This window comes from Sediminibacillus sp. JSM 1682029 (assembly GCF_041366435.1).
GTDB lineage: Bacteria > Bacillota > Bacilli > Bacillales > Amphibacillaceae > Sediminibacillus > Sediminibacillus terrae.
Genome location: NZ_JBEWYY010000009.1, coordinates 60,498 through 75,710, shown reverse-complemented (window position 1 = coordinate 75,710; position 15,213 = coordinate 60,498). Strand labels below are relative to the sequence as shown.

At 41.5% G+C, this 15,213-nt stretch carries 13 protein-coding genes; 11 read left to right on the top strand and 2 right to left on the bottom strand.

Annotated features, from left to right (window positions below):
• Window positions 1–204 precede the first annotated feature (204 nt).
• Window positions 205–2,922, bottom strand: coding sequence for an endo-beta-N-acetylglucosaminidase (locus tag ABVF09_RS15015; protein WP_371069551.1), 2,718 nt, complete (start codon window positions 2,920–2,922; stop codon window positions 205–207).
• A 296-nt stretch (window positions 2,923–3,218) separates the two neighbouring features.
• Between ABVF09_RS15015 and ABVF09_RS15010 the strand changes: the two genes are divergently transcribed.
• Complete coding sequence (locus ABVF09_RS15010) at window positions 3,219–4,031, top strand: endonuclease/exonuclease/phosphatase family protein (RefSeq protein WP_371069550.1); 813 nt, start codon at window positions 3,219–3,221, stop codon at window positions 4,029–4,031.
• A gap of 80 nt (window positions 4,032–4,111) precedes the next feature.
• On the opposite strand, the gene ABVF09_RS15005 is transcribed toward ABVF09_RS15010, so the two are convergent.
• Window positions 4,112–5,158, bottom strand: a complete 1,047-nt coding sequence (locus ABVF09_RS15005) for a C40 family peptidase (protein WP_026571275.1) — start codon at window positions 5,156–5,158, stop codon at window positions 4,112–4,114.
• Between the two features lie 438 nt (window positions 5,159–5,596).
• Here ABVF09_RS15005 and ABVF09_RS15000 point away from each other — a divergent pair, with 438 nt between their 5' ends.
• From ABVF09_RS15000 to agaV, 10 genes are all read left to right on the top strand, one after another.
• The gene (locus ABVF09_RS15000; RefSeq protein ID WP_026771835.1) at window positions 5,597–6,388 is read left to right on the top strand and encodes a zinc-ribbon domain-containing protein; all 792 of its coding nucleotides are present in this window, start codon (window positions 5,597–5,599) and stop codon (window positions 6,386–6,388) included.
• A 149-nt stretch (window positions 6,389–6,537) separates the two neighbouring features.
• Entirely contained in the window at window positions 6,538–8,325 is a 1,788-nt protein-coding gene (locus ABVF09_RS14995; RefSeq protein WP_371069549.1) for a zinc ribbon domain-containing protein, read from the top strand.
• A 277-nt stretch (window positions 8,326–8,602) separates the two neighbouring features.
• Complete coding sequence (locus ABVF09_RS14990; RefSeq protein WP_371069548.1) at window positions 8,603–9,397, top strand: SDR family oxidoreductase; 795 nt, start codon at window positions 8,603–8,605, stop codon at window positions 9,395–9,397.
• Window positions 9,398–9,419: 22 nt separating this feature from the next.
• Window positions 9,420–11,303 carry a BglG family transcription antiterminator gene (locus tag ABVF09_RS14985; protein ID WP_371069547.1) on the top strand — a complete coding sequence of 628 codons (1,884 nt, stop codon included), beginning with the start codon at window positions 9,420–9,422 and terminating at the stop codon, window positions 11,301–11,303.
• Between the two features lie 3 nt (window positions 11,304–11,306).
• A complete protein-coding gene (locus ABVF09_RS14980; RefSeq protein WP_153461658.1) occupies window positions 11,307–11,777 on the top strand; it encodes a transcriptional regulator GutM in 471 nt (156 codons plus the stop codon).
• Window positions 11,761–12,312, top strand: coding sequence for a PTS glucitol/sorbitol transporter subunit IIC (gene srlA, locus ABVF09_RS14975; protein ID WP_026771830.1), 552 nt, complete (start codon window positions 11,761–11,763; stop codon window positions 12,310–12,312). Before ABVF09_RS14980 ends, srlA begins: the two co-directional genes overlap by 17 nt.
• Window positions 12,313–12,322: 10 nt before the next feature.
• Window positions 12,323–13,333, top strand: coding sequence for a PTS glucitol/sorbitol transporter subunit IIB (gene srlE / locus ABVF09_RS14970; RefSeq protein ID WP_371069546.1), 1,011 nt, complete (start codon window positions 12,323–12,325; stop codon window positions 13,331–13,333).
• Window positions 13,334–13,351: 18 nt separating this feature from the next.
• Window positions 13,352–13,702: a PTS glucitol/sorbitol transporter subunit IIA gene (locus tag ABVF09_RS14965; RefSeq protein ID WP_371069545.1), complete on the top strand. Its 351-nt coding sequence runs from the start codon at window positions 13,352–13,354 to the stop codon at window positions 13,700–13,702.
• Between the two features lie 147 nt (window positions 13,703–13,849).
• Window positions 13,850–14,566 (top strand): GntR family transcriptional regulator, encoded by a 717-nt coding sequence (locus ABVF09_RS14960; protein ID WP_026571286.1) that lies wholly within the window; start codon window positions 13,850–13,852, stop codon window positions 14,564–14,566.
• A 146-nt stretch (window positions 14,567–14,712) separates the two neighbouring features.
• Window positions 14,713–15,198: a PTS N-acetylgalactosamine transporter subunit IIB gene (gene agaV, locus ABVF09_RS14955; protein WP_026771829.1), complete on the top strand. Its 486-nt coding sequence runs from the start codon at window positions 14,713–14,715 to the stop codon at window positions 15,196–15,198.
• Window positions 15,199–15,213 lie beyond the last annotated feature (15 nt).

Sequence of the window (15,213 nt, the reverse complement as noted above, 5' to 3'; positions counted from 1 at the left end):
AGGCACTTAGCTTGACGCGGGGTGTCTGTCAACTTCGCCGCAGCAGGCGGAGCACTCATAAAACAACAGTATATAAGGGAGTCTGTCTAGGGGTCTTACTGTATATGAAAAACGTAAAAACCGAACGAATTCGAAAGCTGATTTTTCGAATGTCGCTCGGTTTTTGTTTTGGTCACTATGTTTTTGTTCCAATAACTTTGTCTTTTACTTTCCTACAGTGTAAGATACCGATTCCGATTTATTGCCCGAATAATCCTCTAATACCACTTCTACTTGATCGCCCGAAGCCACCGTTGCAAGCTGTTTCAAAGGATGTGTCCCGCGGATAAGATAATCGGACACTTCGTTGCTATGTGGCATTTCATGCTGAACTAGTTCTCCGTTCACGTATAGATAGAGGTGATGCCAGTCTTCAGGAGTGGGGATGTCGAGTGATAACACACTATCTTTTACATGAAAGCTGCCAGTGTATCGAGAAGGAACAGCATCGTTCAAACGGCCACTATGAGTGATTCCGTGAGCCTTTGATTTCAATGGTTTGACGGTGAGTTCATATCTGCTTCCATCCGGATCATCTATCGGTATTTGTAACTCGTCGACCCCTTTATCGGCATAGTAAATCTGCCCATCATCGCGATCACCGCTACCTTTGGTAAGCGTCACTGCTGTTTTGGCACTGCCTGATCGCTGCTTCCATTTCACTTTGAGGAATGCGTCTTCTTCTCTCACTTGCAGGTCGCTGATTTCTTTTTGGAAATCATGCGTAAGTTTGGCCGGACTGCTTTCTGTGCCATCCGGTCCGACGGCTTTCAATAACAATGTTGCATGTTTCGATTCCCCATATAGGGATTTAATATAATAATGGTCATCATAGGTTCCGCCAAGGAAGACAGTGTTCCCATTGGAAAGCTTTGCATACAAATGGTATTTGCGGACTTCGTCATAATCATTCAAATCCCAGCTTACCTTCATTTCGTTTGTGTCATAAGCCTTTTCAAGCTGAAAATTGGTTGGCTTATCGGGTTTCGTTTTTTTGCCATCGGAAAGTTTTATTTCGCCGATATTTATTTGATAATCTTTTGTACTCTCTTTGCCAGGCGAGAAACCAAGACCGAAAGCGGCAAGTTCTCTTCCTGCTTCATCCTTCAAATTGACTTTTTGCGTGATCCATTTGTCTTTCTGCTTGTCGCTATGCGGGATTTCCTTATAAACGATCTCCTCGGGTTTATCTTTAAAAATGAATCCCGCTTTCAATGTGCCTTCGTCATTACTGGATTTTTGATAGGTAATATCAAAGCTGGACCCCTTTGTAATATCCAGGTCAGTTTTATACAATCTCAGAAAATGATCCTCTTGCAGGTCCCCTTCTATCACAAGGGAGCTTCCACCCTTGTAGCCGCCTACTGTTTTATAATCGAAGTTTTCGCCAGAAACGTAATCTTTTCCGTAATCAAAATCGACTTTCAACGTGGTTTCTTTCCCAGAGTTGTTCTCGATCCACCATTGCCAGGTAGGAAGAATATCCTGCAGATTGATGTTAGACCATTCTTCCTTGTTTGCTACTTCTCCGTTTTGATAATACTTCAATCCGTGTCCGGTATTGAAGTTGGTGACAAAACTGGTTCCGTTTATCACAGACCGTTCTGCGATATAGGAAGCAATACCATCCCAATTCGGATAGTCATCGTTCCTGGTGGCATTGGTTGGATCCTGGTTCGGCCCCGACCACCATAGACGTTCCCGTTCAAAGACCTTATACTGGTTATCGTTTTCGGTACGGCCCAATCCAGTATCAGCATCCAGTTCACCAAGCACGAATTCTGATCCTAACGTTGCGATCGCCGTTTTGGGATTTCCCTGAGAATCAAGAATATCCCGGAGGTTATATGGCTGGTTATACTTATACATGCCGGCCTCTACACCAGTGAAGACAGTATATAGGGGGTTCAGTCCCAGGCTTTCCGCATGCTGTTTTGAATTTTCGATTCGCTGTTCATTCCACCAATAGTTAAGAAAAATCGAGTCGGAGACCCTTCCCATCAAATTGTCTTTTACAAAGGGGCTGTTTGATTGGTTGAATTCATTCTGATAGTCGATTTTACCGCTTGGATCTGTAACAGAGTCATACCATTGAATATACAATCCTTTCTCGCGCATCGCCTGCATGAATTCTTTGTAAAGACTGACTTCGGTTGGTGAAATATCTGTTTCCTGGTTGATGAAATACCCATCGAAGCCGTAAAATTCCGCCATTTCAACCAATTTTTTTGCAACAGGAAATTCGTTGCTGTCATTTTTAATCAGCAAGTCCGAATGTGTTTGTCCTTCTCTTGGTAAAAAAATCGTTCCTAAGGATAAAGTCCCGTTTTTATGAGCGGCATTGGTGTAGGCGGGATTCGGCAAGTTAAGTATGCCGAATTCGAAGTGGCGCTCTGTCCAGTCTGCTTCGGGATCATATAACTCCTCGGGAACTTCTGAAGTAGGCAAGCCGTGCCAGGAAGCAAAAATATCGGTGTACTGCCAATAGTTATGCAGTAAGCTATCAAAGTTATCGTTGGCCTGATAAGATTCAAAAAAAGCGTTCCCATAATCCCCGGCCAGATTCAACATTTGGGTATCGGGGGAAAGGGATGGATTCGCCTGGGTCGCCATGAAGGCGTCATTTCGTTCCTGTAACGGAACAGATGCCTTCAAGTATGCAGCGTTAAGATCGGTTTCAGGCGACCAGTTAAGTATATCCAACACTCTGTACCCATGAGCATACGGCTGGTTTTCTCCTTTTTCACCCTGACCTTCGATTGGCAGTGTATCACCGGCCATGACTTTCGAACTCATACCAGTCATCACGAGAAGAAAAACGATTACACTCATGAAAAAGAGATGGTAATGACGGGAGAAATCAATGTTTTTCCTTGTTAACATAAAACTTCACACTCCTCTGTAATTGTGTTGAATTCGCTAGGCTGACCTCCTTTATTAAAAAAGTAAGATGCTAGTTCTTTCCAAAACCTTATCCAACATTATAAGAAAGCGTTTACATAATGGATAGTAGAAAAATGTTAGTTTGTATGGAATAAGTTTATATAATCTGGACAATCAAGGTTTAAAAAGAGTTGTAAAGACATATCTCCGAAAGGCAAAGGGGAGAATAGGCATATTCGGACGGCTTATCGCATTGTCTGTAAGGCAAACATTTTTTATCTTGGGGGGATATGCAAGTGAAACAGATTTTGCTTTGCTTCATGGCAAGTTCTATTTTCCTTTTTGCTTCAGTAGGGGCAGTTTCTGCTGAATCTCAGGGCAAGGAGGTGTCGGTCGATGTTATGTCTTATAACATTCACCACGGGGTAGGGCTTGATGGGAAGTTGAATTTGGAGCGCTCCGCTGATGTCATAAAGGAAGCTGACGCAGAAATAGTTGGCATTCAGGAAGTGGACCGCTATTATGGAGACCGCAGTGATTTCAAAGACGTGGCGAAAGAACTTGCTGATTTACTGGGATATCACTATGTGTTTGCTGCCAACCTTAACTTGGAACCGGCTGACGGGCATGCGGAGAACAGACAATACGGAACAGCCATTCTCAGTGAATATCCGATTATCGACTCGGAAAATATCTTCCTTAGCAGTTTTGGGGAAGAGCAGCGCGGCCTTCTCCGAACCGACATAAATGTCCGAGGGATTCATTTAAATGTTTACAATACCCATTTAGGATTGGACGTGGGTAGCAGGCTGGCGCAAATGGGTGAGATAATCGAAGTTGTGTCTGAACATCCGGGGGCCGCCTTTTTGTTGGGGGATTTTAACGCTGAACCGGATAGTGAAGAATATCGGCTTTTAGTCGACAGGACAGATTTTGTAGATGTATTTTCGAACGTGGACGATGCTAATACATTTCCGGTAATCAATCCAATCAAGCGGATCGATTACATATTCGCCACGCCTGACATTGAAGTGAATAACCAGCAAGTGATTCCGACGGAGGCTTCTGATCATTTGCCGGTGGCGATCGAGGGTATTATAAGAAGATAAATGCAGGGCGGTGCATACTAAAGCAAACAGAACAATGACAATGCCCCGATCGGGATTCTCGATCGGGGCATTGTCATCAATCAATAAAACCGCTTAAATCCATCAAAATGCTGTTTCCAGTACGGGTTATCCAGGCTGGTAACTTTCACCCCGCTAGATTCTGCAGAGATAAAACTGTTATTTCCTACATAAATGCCGATGTGAGAAATTCCGGCCCGATAGGTTCCAGAGAAGAAAACAAGGTCCCCTAATTGCGGTTTGTTCACATAATAGGAGCGGTTATAGTATCCATCACTGGAATACCTGCCGATGCTCTTGCCTGCTTTATTGTATAGATAATAAATATAGCCGCTGCAATCAAAACCGCTTGGAGATGCTCCTCCCCATACATACCCTGTGCCGATGAAACTTTTTGCTTCATCGATCAATTTGGTAACATTGTAATCTACTGTTTCAGCATCCACTTTTGTATCAGGAGTGTCTTTTTTCGTTTCATTAACAGTACTTCCATTTACTTTTAAAGTTTGGCCGACATAAATCATATCAGAAGATAAGCCATTCCATTTCTTTAAGTCGCTGACAGATACACCATACTTGCCGGCAATCTTTCCGAGATAGTCACCAGAGACTACTTTATATGTAGCAGTATTGGATGATTCCTGTTTCTTATCTGCGTTGTTTGATTTATTGCTCGAACTGGAGCTGGATCCGGAAGCAGATTTGGAAACAACAAACACATCCCCAGGATAAATCAACGTCGTCGACAGGTTGTTCCATTGCATTAAGTCAGAGAGTGAAATATTGTGCCGGGCAGCAATCTTGCTGAGTGAATCACCGGATTTCACTGTATATGTAGTAGACTTGGAAGTATCTTTTTTCTTCTCCGATTTATCTTCTTTCTGTGGTGATGAAGTTTTACCGTCAACTTTCAGGACTTGATTTGGGAAAATAACTGTGTTCTTCAGCTTGTTCAATGACTTCAAAGAATCGACAGAAGTATTATGCTTTTGCGCAATTGACCAAAGTGAATCCCCTTTTTGAACTTTGTAAGAAGCGGCTTCGACTGTCATGCTGTACGACGAAGCGATTACTGCTGTCGCAGTGATTGATAATAAAGTCTTTTTCATATCAATTTTCCCCCTCTTTCCCCGTACTTTTACAAGATTTTCTATTAAGCTAGTATAGCATATATTACAAAAGATTCAGCTACTTGTAATAAAAATGTAATATAAAGAGTCTAAAGAAGCATTTCACAAACTTTACCTGGAATTCATTTTCGTTCACGGTCTTTCTTTACTAATTTTCTTCCGTGAGTAAATCTATCTTCTTTAATGACAGCGTTCTTTCCGTTTCGACCTCCACACTTATAACTGAATTTCCTTTCAACAAATTCTTATAAAGCTTTACAAATTATCTTATTAATAGTTAAAAATACCTAAAATGATGATATAATACTCCTATTCGTCTCGTTGATTTAGTTCGTAAGACCGTTTTATAAAGAGTACATATACCATGATAAAAAAGGACTGTTCAACGAGATAAAACCAGGAAAAGGGGATGGAATAATGCATTGTACCAAATGTGGGTCACTGAACGAAGCAGATGCTAAATTTTGTGCGGAATGCGGCTCGAAAATAGCTTCAGAACAATTGGAAGAAAACCAGCAGCCGGCCAAGGAGGAACAAGCCGCGACTGTAGAACCGGCAGCAACAGCTGGAGGAAGCAACGAATATGTGGAAAAAGGGAAAGAAATCAGCCAGCAGTTTTTCGGTTTTGCGAAGGAAGCTTTAAAGGGGCCGATGGTTGCCAGCAGAAAGGTTACCGCAGCTGATACTGTCAATGGGATAATCGCTCATGTGCTGTTCGCTTTATTACTGCCATTATTTTCTTATTTTACTGCTAAAAGTTTCAGCAATGGCTATTTCACGATACCTTTCGGAACAACAGTAGTTCAGCCATTTATTTATCTATTAATCTATTTGGCTATCTATACAGCGGTAGTTTTTGGCGTGGCAAAATTGATGAAATCGAATCTTACATTCCTGGAAGTCATGAGCCGGTTCGGGGTATTTAATGTATTGCCGGCAGCAGTGCTGTTGGTGGCGGTCATCTTTTCTTTGATTTCAGCAACTGCATTCAGCCTGTTTCTTTTTGGTGTTTCCCTTGTTTTGTTTCTTGCTTCCAGCTTGGCAGTCATTTTTTCTGTCAAAGAAGATGCTGTAGAAGGCGGAATCGATGTTTATTATGGTCTGATCATCGCAAATATTGCTATGGTGATCATCTTCGCCATCATTGGAGACAGCATTGTTGGTAATTTGATGAATGAATTAGAAAACTCCTTTTACGGATTTCTATAAATAATGGGCAATGACAGACACCTTGTGTAAGGTGTCTGTTCTTACATGCTCATACAACAAACAGGGAGGCTAATATGAATTTTTGTAATCAATGCGGCACGAAATCCGAGACTGGCAAGAAGTTTTGCACGAATTGCGGAGCACCTCTGATGAATGAAAATTCTTCAGCTGAAAATCTGGAACAATCGACTCTAAGCAGCCAACTGCAGTCTGTTAAAAGGGCGTCGAATAAACAACCTTGGTCACCTAAAAAGAAGAAGCAAATCATCATTGGTTCAGCCGTTGCAGTGGCGCTGACGGCATTATATTTTATCGGCGCATACTTTACTTCCCAAGAACGATTGGTCGATTCGTTTGAGGACGCGGTTGCTGATGGGAATCCGGAAAAAATCGCCGACCTGTTATCTTACCGTGATAAAGAATTGACGATTACAACAGAGGATGCGGAAGCATTTGTTGAATATTTAGAGGCGCATCAGGAAGACCGGGATTTACTGGTCGAATCCGTGAAACAGCAATCAGAATCAAATAACAGAAATAGAGCTGCTGCAGAGGGGGGAGAAAAAGCGTTCATCCAACTGGAGCAGGCAGGAAATTTTTTGTTTTTTGATACATATGAATTGTACATAGATCCAATATACGTGAAATTGGAAACGGCTTTTAAAGGAACCAAACTATACAATGGAGATGAAGAATTGGCAGAAGCGACCAGCAACGATTTTTCTCAGGAAGCTGGTCCGTTCCTTCCGGGTATTTATACTTTCACAGCTGCGTACAAGCATGAATACATGGATGCGAAAGAGGAACAGGAAGTGGAACTAACTCCCTATGATAATCATTCGACAATAAACCTGTCCGTTGACGGGGGCACTGTGCGATTCACTTCGGAATTCGACGATTCGATAAAAAGCAAGGTGATCATCAATGATGAATCGGTCGATTTTAATGCATTTTCGGAAGAAGAATTTGGACCAGTAGCATTTGATGGTTCTATGAAAATGGCTGTCCAGGCAGAATTTCCATGGGGTAAAATGACGACGGAAACCGCGGCATTGGAGGATGAATATTTTCCAGTGGAATTTCCCATGAATGATGAACTGCAGAAGTCATTGGCAGATGCGATTGCAAGCTATTACACTTCTTATGGGAAGGCTCTGGAAAAAGGTGATTTCGGGCTTGTCGAAAATGTATCGGAGGATATGAAGGACGATTTTGATAACGAACTCGACTATTATGGTCAGGAGTCGTACATCTATACAAATAAAACGTCCAAGTTGGAAATGGATACAGACACGTTTTCATTGAGGAGCACGGAAGATGGTTTCGAGACAACTGTTTATTTGAAAGAAACAGGGGAAGAAGATTTTTACTATCAGGCAGATGAACCTCAGCCGGCCGAAGAGGAGACATACTTGATATACGAGCTTGTCTACCAGGATGACCATTGGATGGTTACGTACAAAGGAGACACTTGGGTGACACCGGGTGAATTCGAGCATGTGGCAGATATAATCGCTGAACCGGTTACTTATACAATCGACAATAGCGAGGCAAGCGAGTCTGATGAAACGAAAGAAGAATCCGATAACACAGAGGAAGCGTTGAAGAAAGTGTACGAAAACTATTTAGATGGACTGATCGATGCCATCAATAATGGTGACTATAGTGAGGTAGAACCATTTATCAAGCCAGGCAGCGAATTGGAAACTGCACAGCGTGACTTGGTCAATAGGTTGAGTGAGAAGAATATAGTGGAAGAATTACAAGGAAGCAGTTTTGAAGGCTATGAATCTGATGGGTCTGACTATATCTTCAACACTTCAGAAACAATCAAAATCAATTACCAAGACGGTACTTCCGAAGTGCAAGACTATGAGTGGCAATACACTGCAGTAAAAGATGGAGACCAGTATAAACTGGCCGATATCGAAGAATAGCGAACTGGAAAGCAGCAGGACTGGTCTGCTGCTTTTTTGTTGCTAATCGAGTAAAGGGCAAAAGGTCGAAGTTATAGTGAAAAGAAGAAGGAGGGATTGCAACTCTATTCCATCTCCCTTCTTCTTTTTTAATTTCCAATGCCCGAAAAGGAATTTCCACTCACATAAAACGTCAATTAATCCCCCCTTTTTCCAAAATCGCCACAAAAGTAAGAATTAATTTTGAAAACGCTTATTTGTACAATGAACGCAACAAGAAATTTAGGAGGCATTAGTGATGGGAAGTTGGTTAGGACTGGAAGAAAAAGTTGCCATTGTGACAGGCGGAAGTTCAGGAATTGGCAGAGCGATTGTGACAGCCTTGTTGGACAATGGTTCGATTGTCTATAACTTGGATTTAAAAGATCAGCCATTGGATCACGATCATTATCGTTTTATGGAACTGGATGTCACAGACGCTGCAGCTGTAAAACAAACGGTAGACACGGTAGTGGAAAAAGAAAGCAAAATCGATGTGCTGGTCAACAATGCAGGCATTAATCTTCCGAGATTGCTTGTAGATATCAAAGGCGAAAAGCCTGAATATGAAATGGATGAAAAAGATTTAGATGTCATGTTCAATGTGAATTTAAAGGGGCCTGTTTGGCTCAGTCAAGCAGTAGCCAAACACTTCATTTCTCAAAAGTCTGGTATTATTGTTAATGTTTCGAGTGAAGCTGGACAAGAAGGCTCGGAAGGTCAAAGTATCTATTCGGCGACCAAAGCTGCTTTGATTGGTTTTACAAGAAGTTGGGCAAAAGAACTTGGTAAGCATAATGTAAACGTTGTAGCCATAGCTCCGGGGATTCTTGAAGAAACTGGATTGCGTACACCACAATATGAGGAAGCTCTTGCTTACAGTAGAAATACGACTGTCGATCGATTAAATGGCGATTATTCTAAATCGATTCCATTGGGCAGGGTGGGCAAATTGACGGAGATTGCTGACCTGGTTTGTTATTTAAGTTCTGATAAAGCAAGTTATATAACAGGAACCACAGTTAACATTTCGGGTGGTAAGTCTAGAGGCTGATTCCATAGATAGGGGAGAGGTCATGCAACTTAATGAAAAACACCTAAAGATGATAGAGTCTCTCATGCATGAAGAGATTGAAGTAGAAAAGTTGTCCTATCAATTAAATCTTACAGAAAAAACAATCGTGAATTATATAAGACAAATCAACAGTGACTTTCAAGATGCCGCGGTCATCACCAAACAGCATCAAAAATTATCCTTGGCAATCAAGGAACAACAGGTATTTTTCGACAAACTGGATTTGTTAAAAGATGAATGCCAGGAACATGACAGAGTGAATCAGCAAAGGAAAGACGAACTTTTTTATCAATTATCTATTCACAAGCAAACGACCCTTGATGACATGGCGGATAGGTTGTTTTTGAGCAAGACACTGGTCAGTAAAATTCTGCGGGAGTTGAAAGAGGATATCGAGACATCACACGTACAGTTCACAGGTACGCCAAATGTAGGCTTGATATTGGAAGGCTCTGAGTTCGAGATACGCAAATTGGCGATTGAACAATTCCCGTCCGAGTTTATCGAATATGAAGTGCCGCCGAGTTTGGTCACAGGATTGGATCAATTGCAACAAGATTGGAAACTGGATGAACAGTCATTGGAACGGTTGGTTTTGGCGCTCAAAGTGACCTTGCAGCGAATGGAGCAGCTTTGTTTAATAAGTGGCACAGTCGATTTAGATGCACATATTTTTCATTCGGAAGAGTACATGGCATTGGATTTTATAAAAGAGTATATAGAAAAAGTTTTCCCAGAGGCCAATGCAGGAAAAGAAATCATCTTAATCGTTGTGCAATTGATGGGACGCAGGGCTTCGCTATTGGATGAATTATTGACGCAACAAGATGAAAGCCTTATTCAAAAGATCATTGATCAAACGATTTGCGATGTAGAACGGTTTTACGGCCTTAAAATCGACGAGGAGCTATTCACGAAGGATATTCGTTTACACATTAAGCATTTAATCAATCGATTGATCTTCCGTATCAAGTTGAATAATGAACTGGCATATGACATGCAGCAGCGATTTCCTTTTGCCTATGAATTGTCTACCTTGCTGGGAGAAAGCATTACACGCGTGACCGGCTTGGGAATGCCGGAGAAGGAACTGGGCTTTTTAACGATATATTTCAGTGTGTATTTGGAACAACTCGAGCAAAAGATGAATGAATTACATGACATTGCGATTTTGACGAATCAAGGATTGAGCACGACCAAGTTGTTGACCATGAACTTGCGCAAAGTGTTCGGCACCCAAATCAACGTGGAGGTCATTGATGAATCCGAGTTTACCGAAGAAAGCATTCATCCATTTGATTTAGTCATCTCAACGATCAAAACAAACAGAATGTTCAACAAAGTCATATACATCGAGGATGTCTTTGATCAGCAGCTGCTTAAATTGAAAATAGAACAGTTCTTGATTTATAAGGATGTAAGTAATAAAAAATTGTTCAACCGCAGTGTTTTGGTGGATTTCCTCGATCATTCCGATTTTTACCACTTTCAGGGCCGGCAAACATATCAAGATATCATTTGTCGACTGGCTGATGAGCTTTACATTGAAGGGAAAGTAGACGCAGATTTTAAAAAGAGTTTGATTGAAAGGGAAAACAAAAAATCTACGATCAACGGTCAATTAGGCTTTCCGCACGCCAGCCATAAGCAAGACGGGATTTTTATCAAGGTCGGTGTTTTAGATGAACCGCTTGATGATCATGAAAATGTCAGATTGGTCGTACTTATCGCATCTTCCGAGGAAAACGTGAATGAGGCAATGCTTATCCGGATTTATGAGGAAGTATTGGCGATTACGACAAATCACTATATTTTGAACAAAATCAATGCTAAGACAACCTTTACGGATTTGTCACGATTATTAAATCAGGAAATGAGGGAATAGCCTATGTTTATCATGCTGATTATCTTTGCTGCGATAGGCTTTGTCGTTCAGTATTTACTAGGTCTGCTCCAGATCAAAAATTTTACCAAAAACTATACCCAACTGCGGGAAAAGGGCCGAGTCGCCATTGGAAGACGTCCGGCTATCGTTAAATCTGGAACGCTGGTGTTACTTCAGCTAAACAATAAAAACGAGATTGAAGATGCGCGATACATGCAAGGTGTCACCGTATTCTCTAAATTCAAACCGCTTAAAGGTTTGGAAGGAAAGAAACTGCAAAAAGTTAATGCCAGTGATTTGGAGGATTACAACAAACTGCTGAGAAAAGCGGTTTTAGATGCGCAAAACACTTTCCATGTCATTCAAAATGGCGGAGAAATTGCCCAAATTCCTTCACCGATGATGAAAGCTGTACGGAAAGTAAACGGAATGTTTAAAAAAGAAAGGGGTCTAAAGCATGGACTACATCGTTAAATTTGCAGAAGGATTTATCAACTTATTCCAAACAGGTGCCGATACGTTTATCGATTGGATGACATCGATTGTACCGCTTGTACTGATGTTGTTGATTGCGATGAATACCATCATTCAATTGATAGGCGAGGAGAGAATCAATGTTATTGCACAAAAATCAGCCAAAAATCCGTTTTTAAGGTATTTGGTGTTACCATTCCTGGGATCCTTCATGCTGGCGAATCCTATGGTCCACTCTTTGGGCAGATTCATGCCAGAGAAATATAAACCGAGTTACTTTGCTTCCGCGGCACAGTTCGCCCATACAAGTAACGGGATTTTTCCACATATTAACCCGGCGGAATTATTTATCTACTTGGGCATTGCACAAGGTATCCAGGAGCTGGGGCTGCCGATGACAGATTTGGCTGTCCGTTACTTATTGGTCGGTTTGGTGATGAACTTCATCGGTGGTTGGGTTACGGACTTCACAACGAGTTATATAGAGAAACAACAAAACGTGAAATTGAGCAAAGAAGTAAAAGTAGAAGGTTGAGGTGGACAGCATGGCTGAAAAAGCGAAAATCGTCAAAGGTTCGGGTGGTTTCGGCGGCCCGTTGACAATCGGTGTCGATGGTAAACGGGACAAACTGATGTATGTCACTGGCGGTCATAAGCCTGCCATTGTAGATAAAATATGTGATATCACCGGGGCAACACCTGTGAATGGTTTTGAAACATCTGTACCGGAAGAGGAAATCATGGCAGCAGTCATTGATTGTGGTGGAACGTTACGTTGTGGCATTTATCCGCAAAAAGGCATCCCTACGATCAATATCATGGCTACCGGTAAAAGCGGACCTTTGCGCCAATATATAACCGAAGACATTTACGTATCCAACGTAGACGTTGATCAAGTGTCGGCGGCCGGTACAGAAAGTGAAAGTACGTCTGTAAAAGAGACGCAAGCAGAGGAGAAACAGCCAGAACAACAAGCGACCTATTCAAAAGACAAAAAAATCATGGAAACACGCGCGGAACAAGAAAATAAGAGTATTCTTACCAGAATCGGCTTAGCAGCGGGAAAAGTTATCAACACCTTCTATCAGGCTTCCCGCGATGCTGTGGAAACGATGCTGCATACGGTCATTCCGTTTATGGGATTTGTGGCACTATTGATCGGCATCATTCAAGGCTCTGGCATCGGCGACTTGTTCGCAAATGTGATGTCTCCGCTTGCCGGAAATATATGGGGACTGATGGCCATCGGCTTTATTTGTTCCTTGCCCTTTTTAAGTCCATTACTAGGGCCGGGAGGAGTTATCGGACAAGTACTCGGTACGCTGATCGGAGTGGAAATCGGCAAAGGGAACATTCCTCCAAACCTTGCACTTCCGGCCCTATTTGCGATCAATACGCAAAACGCCGCAGACTTCATTCCTGTTGGATTAGGTCTGGCAGAAGCAGAAACGAAAACAATCGAAGTAGGGGTGCCATCTGTCCTTTATTCCAGATTCTTGAATGGTGTGCCGCGAGTATTTGTCGCTTGGCTGGCAAGCTTCGGATTATATAAATAAACAAGGAGCGTATGATTCATGTATCGAACAGAAATAAAAAAAATCGGGAAAGATGCAAAAGCTTTTGAAGCAGAAAAAATGATGGTTCTGTTTGGAGAAAATGCACCAGCTGAACTTGCGGACTTTTGCTATATCATCGATGTAAACCCTGTAGAAAAAGAGATTACGGAAGATTCCAAGTTGACTATTGACGGAACCACTTATGAAATCACGAAAGTTGGTTCAGCAGTCAACAAGAACCTTCATGATCTAGGACATATTACATTACGGTTTAATGGGAGTAAAGAAGAAGAACAATCAGGTACGTTGTATTTGGAAGATGCAGAATTGGTGACGGTAGAGGTTGGTTCTACGATAACGATTGGATAGAGACAGAAGTCCTCCTCGGATATTTGAGGAGGGCTTTTTCTATCAATAAATAATGATGTCCTCTTTACAAAATTCTGAAAAAAGGTTATCATAAGCCTAACTGGTAATGACCAGTTCAGAATGAATAAAAGAGTTAGGTGACAGCATGTGATTAATAATAAAAGAATTCCTTTATATCTTCAATTGATGGATAAAATCATCGAGAAAATTAATGCACAAGAGTATAGAGAACAAGAAAAGCTGCCTTCCGAACGGGAACTGTGTGACATGTATGGAATGAGCCGCATTACAGTCAGACAAGCAATGCAGGAATTGGAACGGGAAGGATATATATATAAATTGCACGGCAAGGGAACATTTGTGGCACCGAAATCCTACAGTCAAAACTTGGTGAAATTATATAGTTTTACAGATGAGATGAGGAAAATAGGGAAGATTCCTACCAGCAAGGTGCTTTCATTTGAAGCCGTAGAAGCGGAAGAAGCGATTGGCAGCAAGATGGGGATCCACCCAAAAGAAGAAGTCTATAAAGTTGTGCGTTTAAGACTTGCTGATGAAGAACCTCTCATGTATGAAACGTCCTACATTCCGGTAGCCAAGTTTCCGGGACTGACACAGGAAACACTGGATAAACAACCAATGTATGAAGTATTTTATAACGATTACAATATTCCTGTAAATAAGGCAGTTGAAAGCTTTTCACCTACATTGGTTCGTGAAGAGGAAGCGAAGCATTTACGAATTTCGAGCAAACAAACGGCTATGTTGATAAAAAGATATGCATATTCAGATAAACAATTAATTGAATATACCATTACCGTGGCCAGAGGTGACAAATTCGAATATAAAGTGGAACTGACTTAAGAAAGGTAATACTACCTTTTTTAATAAACTGGTTATGACAACATAACCATTAATTTTCTAGTAAAAGGGGGGATTCATGTTTGTGATGGAATGAAGCGATGTACTTGGTTTTGAGTTCAACTACTATTATAAAGGGGATGGAGAAAATGACAAAACCCAACATTTTATTGACGAGAATTGATAACAGATTGATACATGGTCAGGTAGGGGTCACCTGGGTAAATCACCTTGGAGCCAACTTAGTAGTTGTTGCCAATGATAAAGTGGCTGAAGATGAAGTACAGCAAAACCTGATGGATATGGTGCTGCCGGATGTAATCCAAACCAGGTTTTTCACCTTGCAGAAAACGATCGATATTATCCACAAGGCTTCGCCAAAACAGAAAATATTTTTGGTCGTCCGAGACGTGAAGGATGCACTTAAATTGAAAGAGAATGGGGTCCCTATCGAATATTTAAATATAGGAAACATGCATTATGAAGAAGGCAAAAAGCAAATTTCCTCGACGGTTTCCGTGGACCAGGATGACATCGAAGCCTTCAAGAAACTGGATGAACTTGGGGTGAAACTCGATTTAAGAGGAGTGCCGAATGAAAAAGGCAGAAATATATTGGAACTGTTAGAAAAATGATTTATTCGCTGACCA

Coding starts and splice junctions, on each gene's coding strand:
- ABVF09_RS15015 (WP_371069551.1), bottom strand. CDS start 2,922: ATGTTAACAAGGAAAAACATTGATTTCTCCCGTCATTACCATCTCTTT.
- ABVF09_RS15005 (WP_026571275.1), bottom strand. CDS start 5,158: ATGAAAAAGACTTTATTATCAATCACTGCGACAGCAGTAATCGCTTCG.
- ABVF09_RS15000 (WP_026771835.1), top strand. CDS start 5,597: ATGCATTGTACCAAATGTGGGTCACTGAACGAAGCAGATGCTAAATTT.
- ABVF09_RS14995 (WP_371069549.1), top strand. CDS start 6,538: ATGAATGAAAATTCTTCAGCTGAAAATCTGGAACAATCGACTCTAAGC.
- ABVF09_RS14990 (WP_371069548.1), top strand. CDS start 8,603: ATGGGAAGTTGGTTAGGACTGGAAGAAAAAGTTGCCATTGTGACAGGC.
- ABVF09_RS14985 (WP_371069547.1), top strand. CDS start 9,420: ATGCAACTTAATGAAAAACACCTAAAGATGATAGAGTCTCTCATGCAT.
- ABVF09_RS14980 (WP_153461658.1), top strand. CDS start 11,307: ATGTTTATCATGCTGATTATCTTTGCTGCGATAGGCTTTGTCGTTCAG.
- srlA (WP_026771830.1), top strand. CDS start 11,761: ATGGACTACATCGTTAAATTTGCAGAAGGATTTATCAACTTATTCCAA.
- srlE (WP_371069546.1), top strand. CDS start 12,323: ATGGCTGAAAAAGCGAAAATCGTCAAAGGTTCGGGTGGTTTCGGCGGC.
- ABVF09_RS14965 (WP_371069545.1), top strand. CDS start 13,352: ATGTATCGAACAGAAATAAAAAAAATCGGGAAAGATGCAAAAGCTTTT.
- agaV (WP_026771829.1), top strand. CDS start 14,713: ATGACAAAACCCAACATTTTATTGACGAGAATTGATAACAGATTGATA.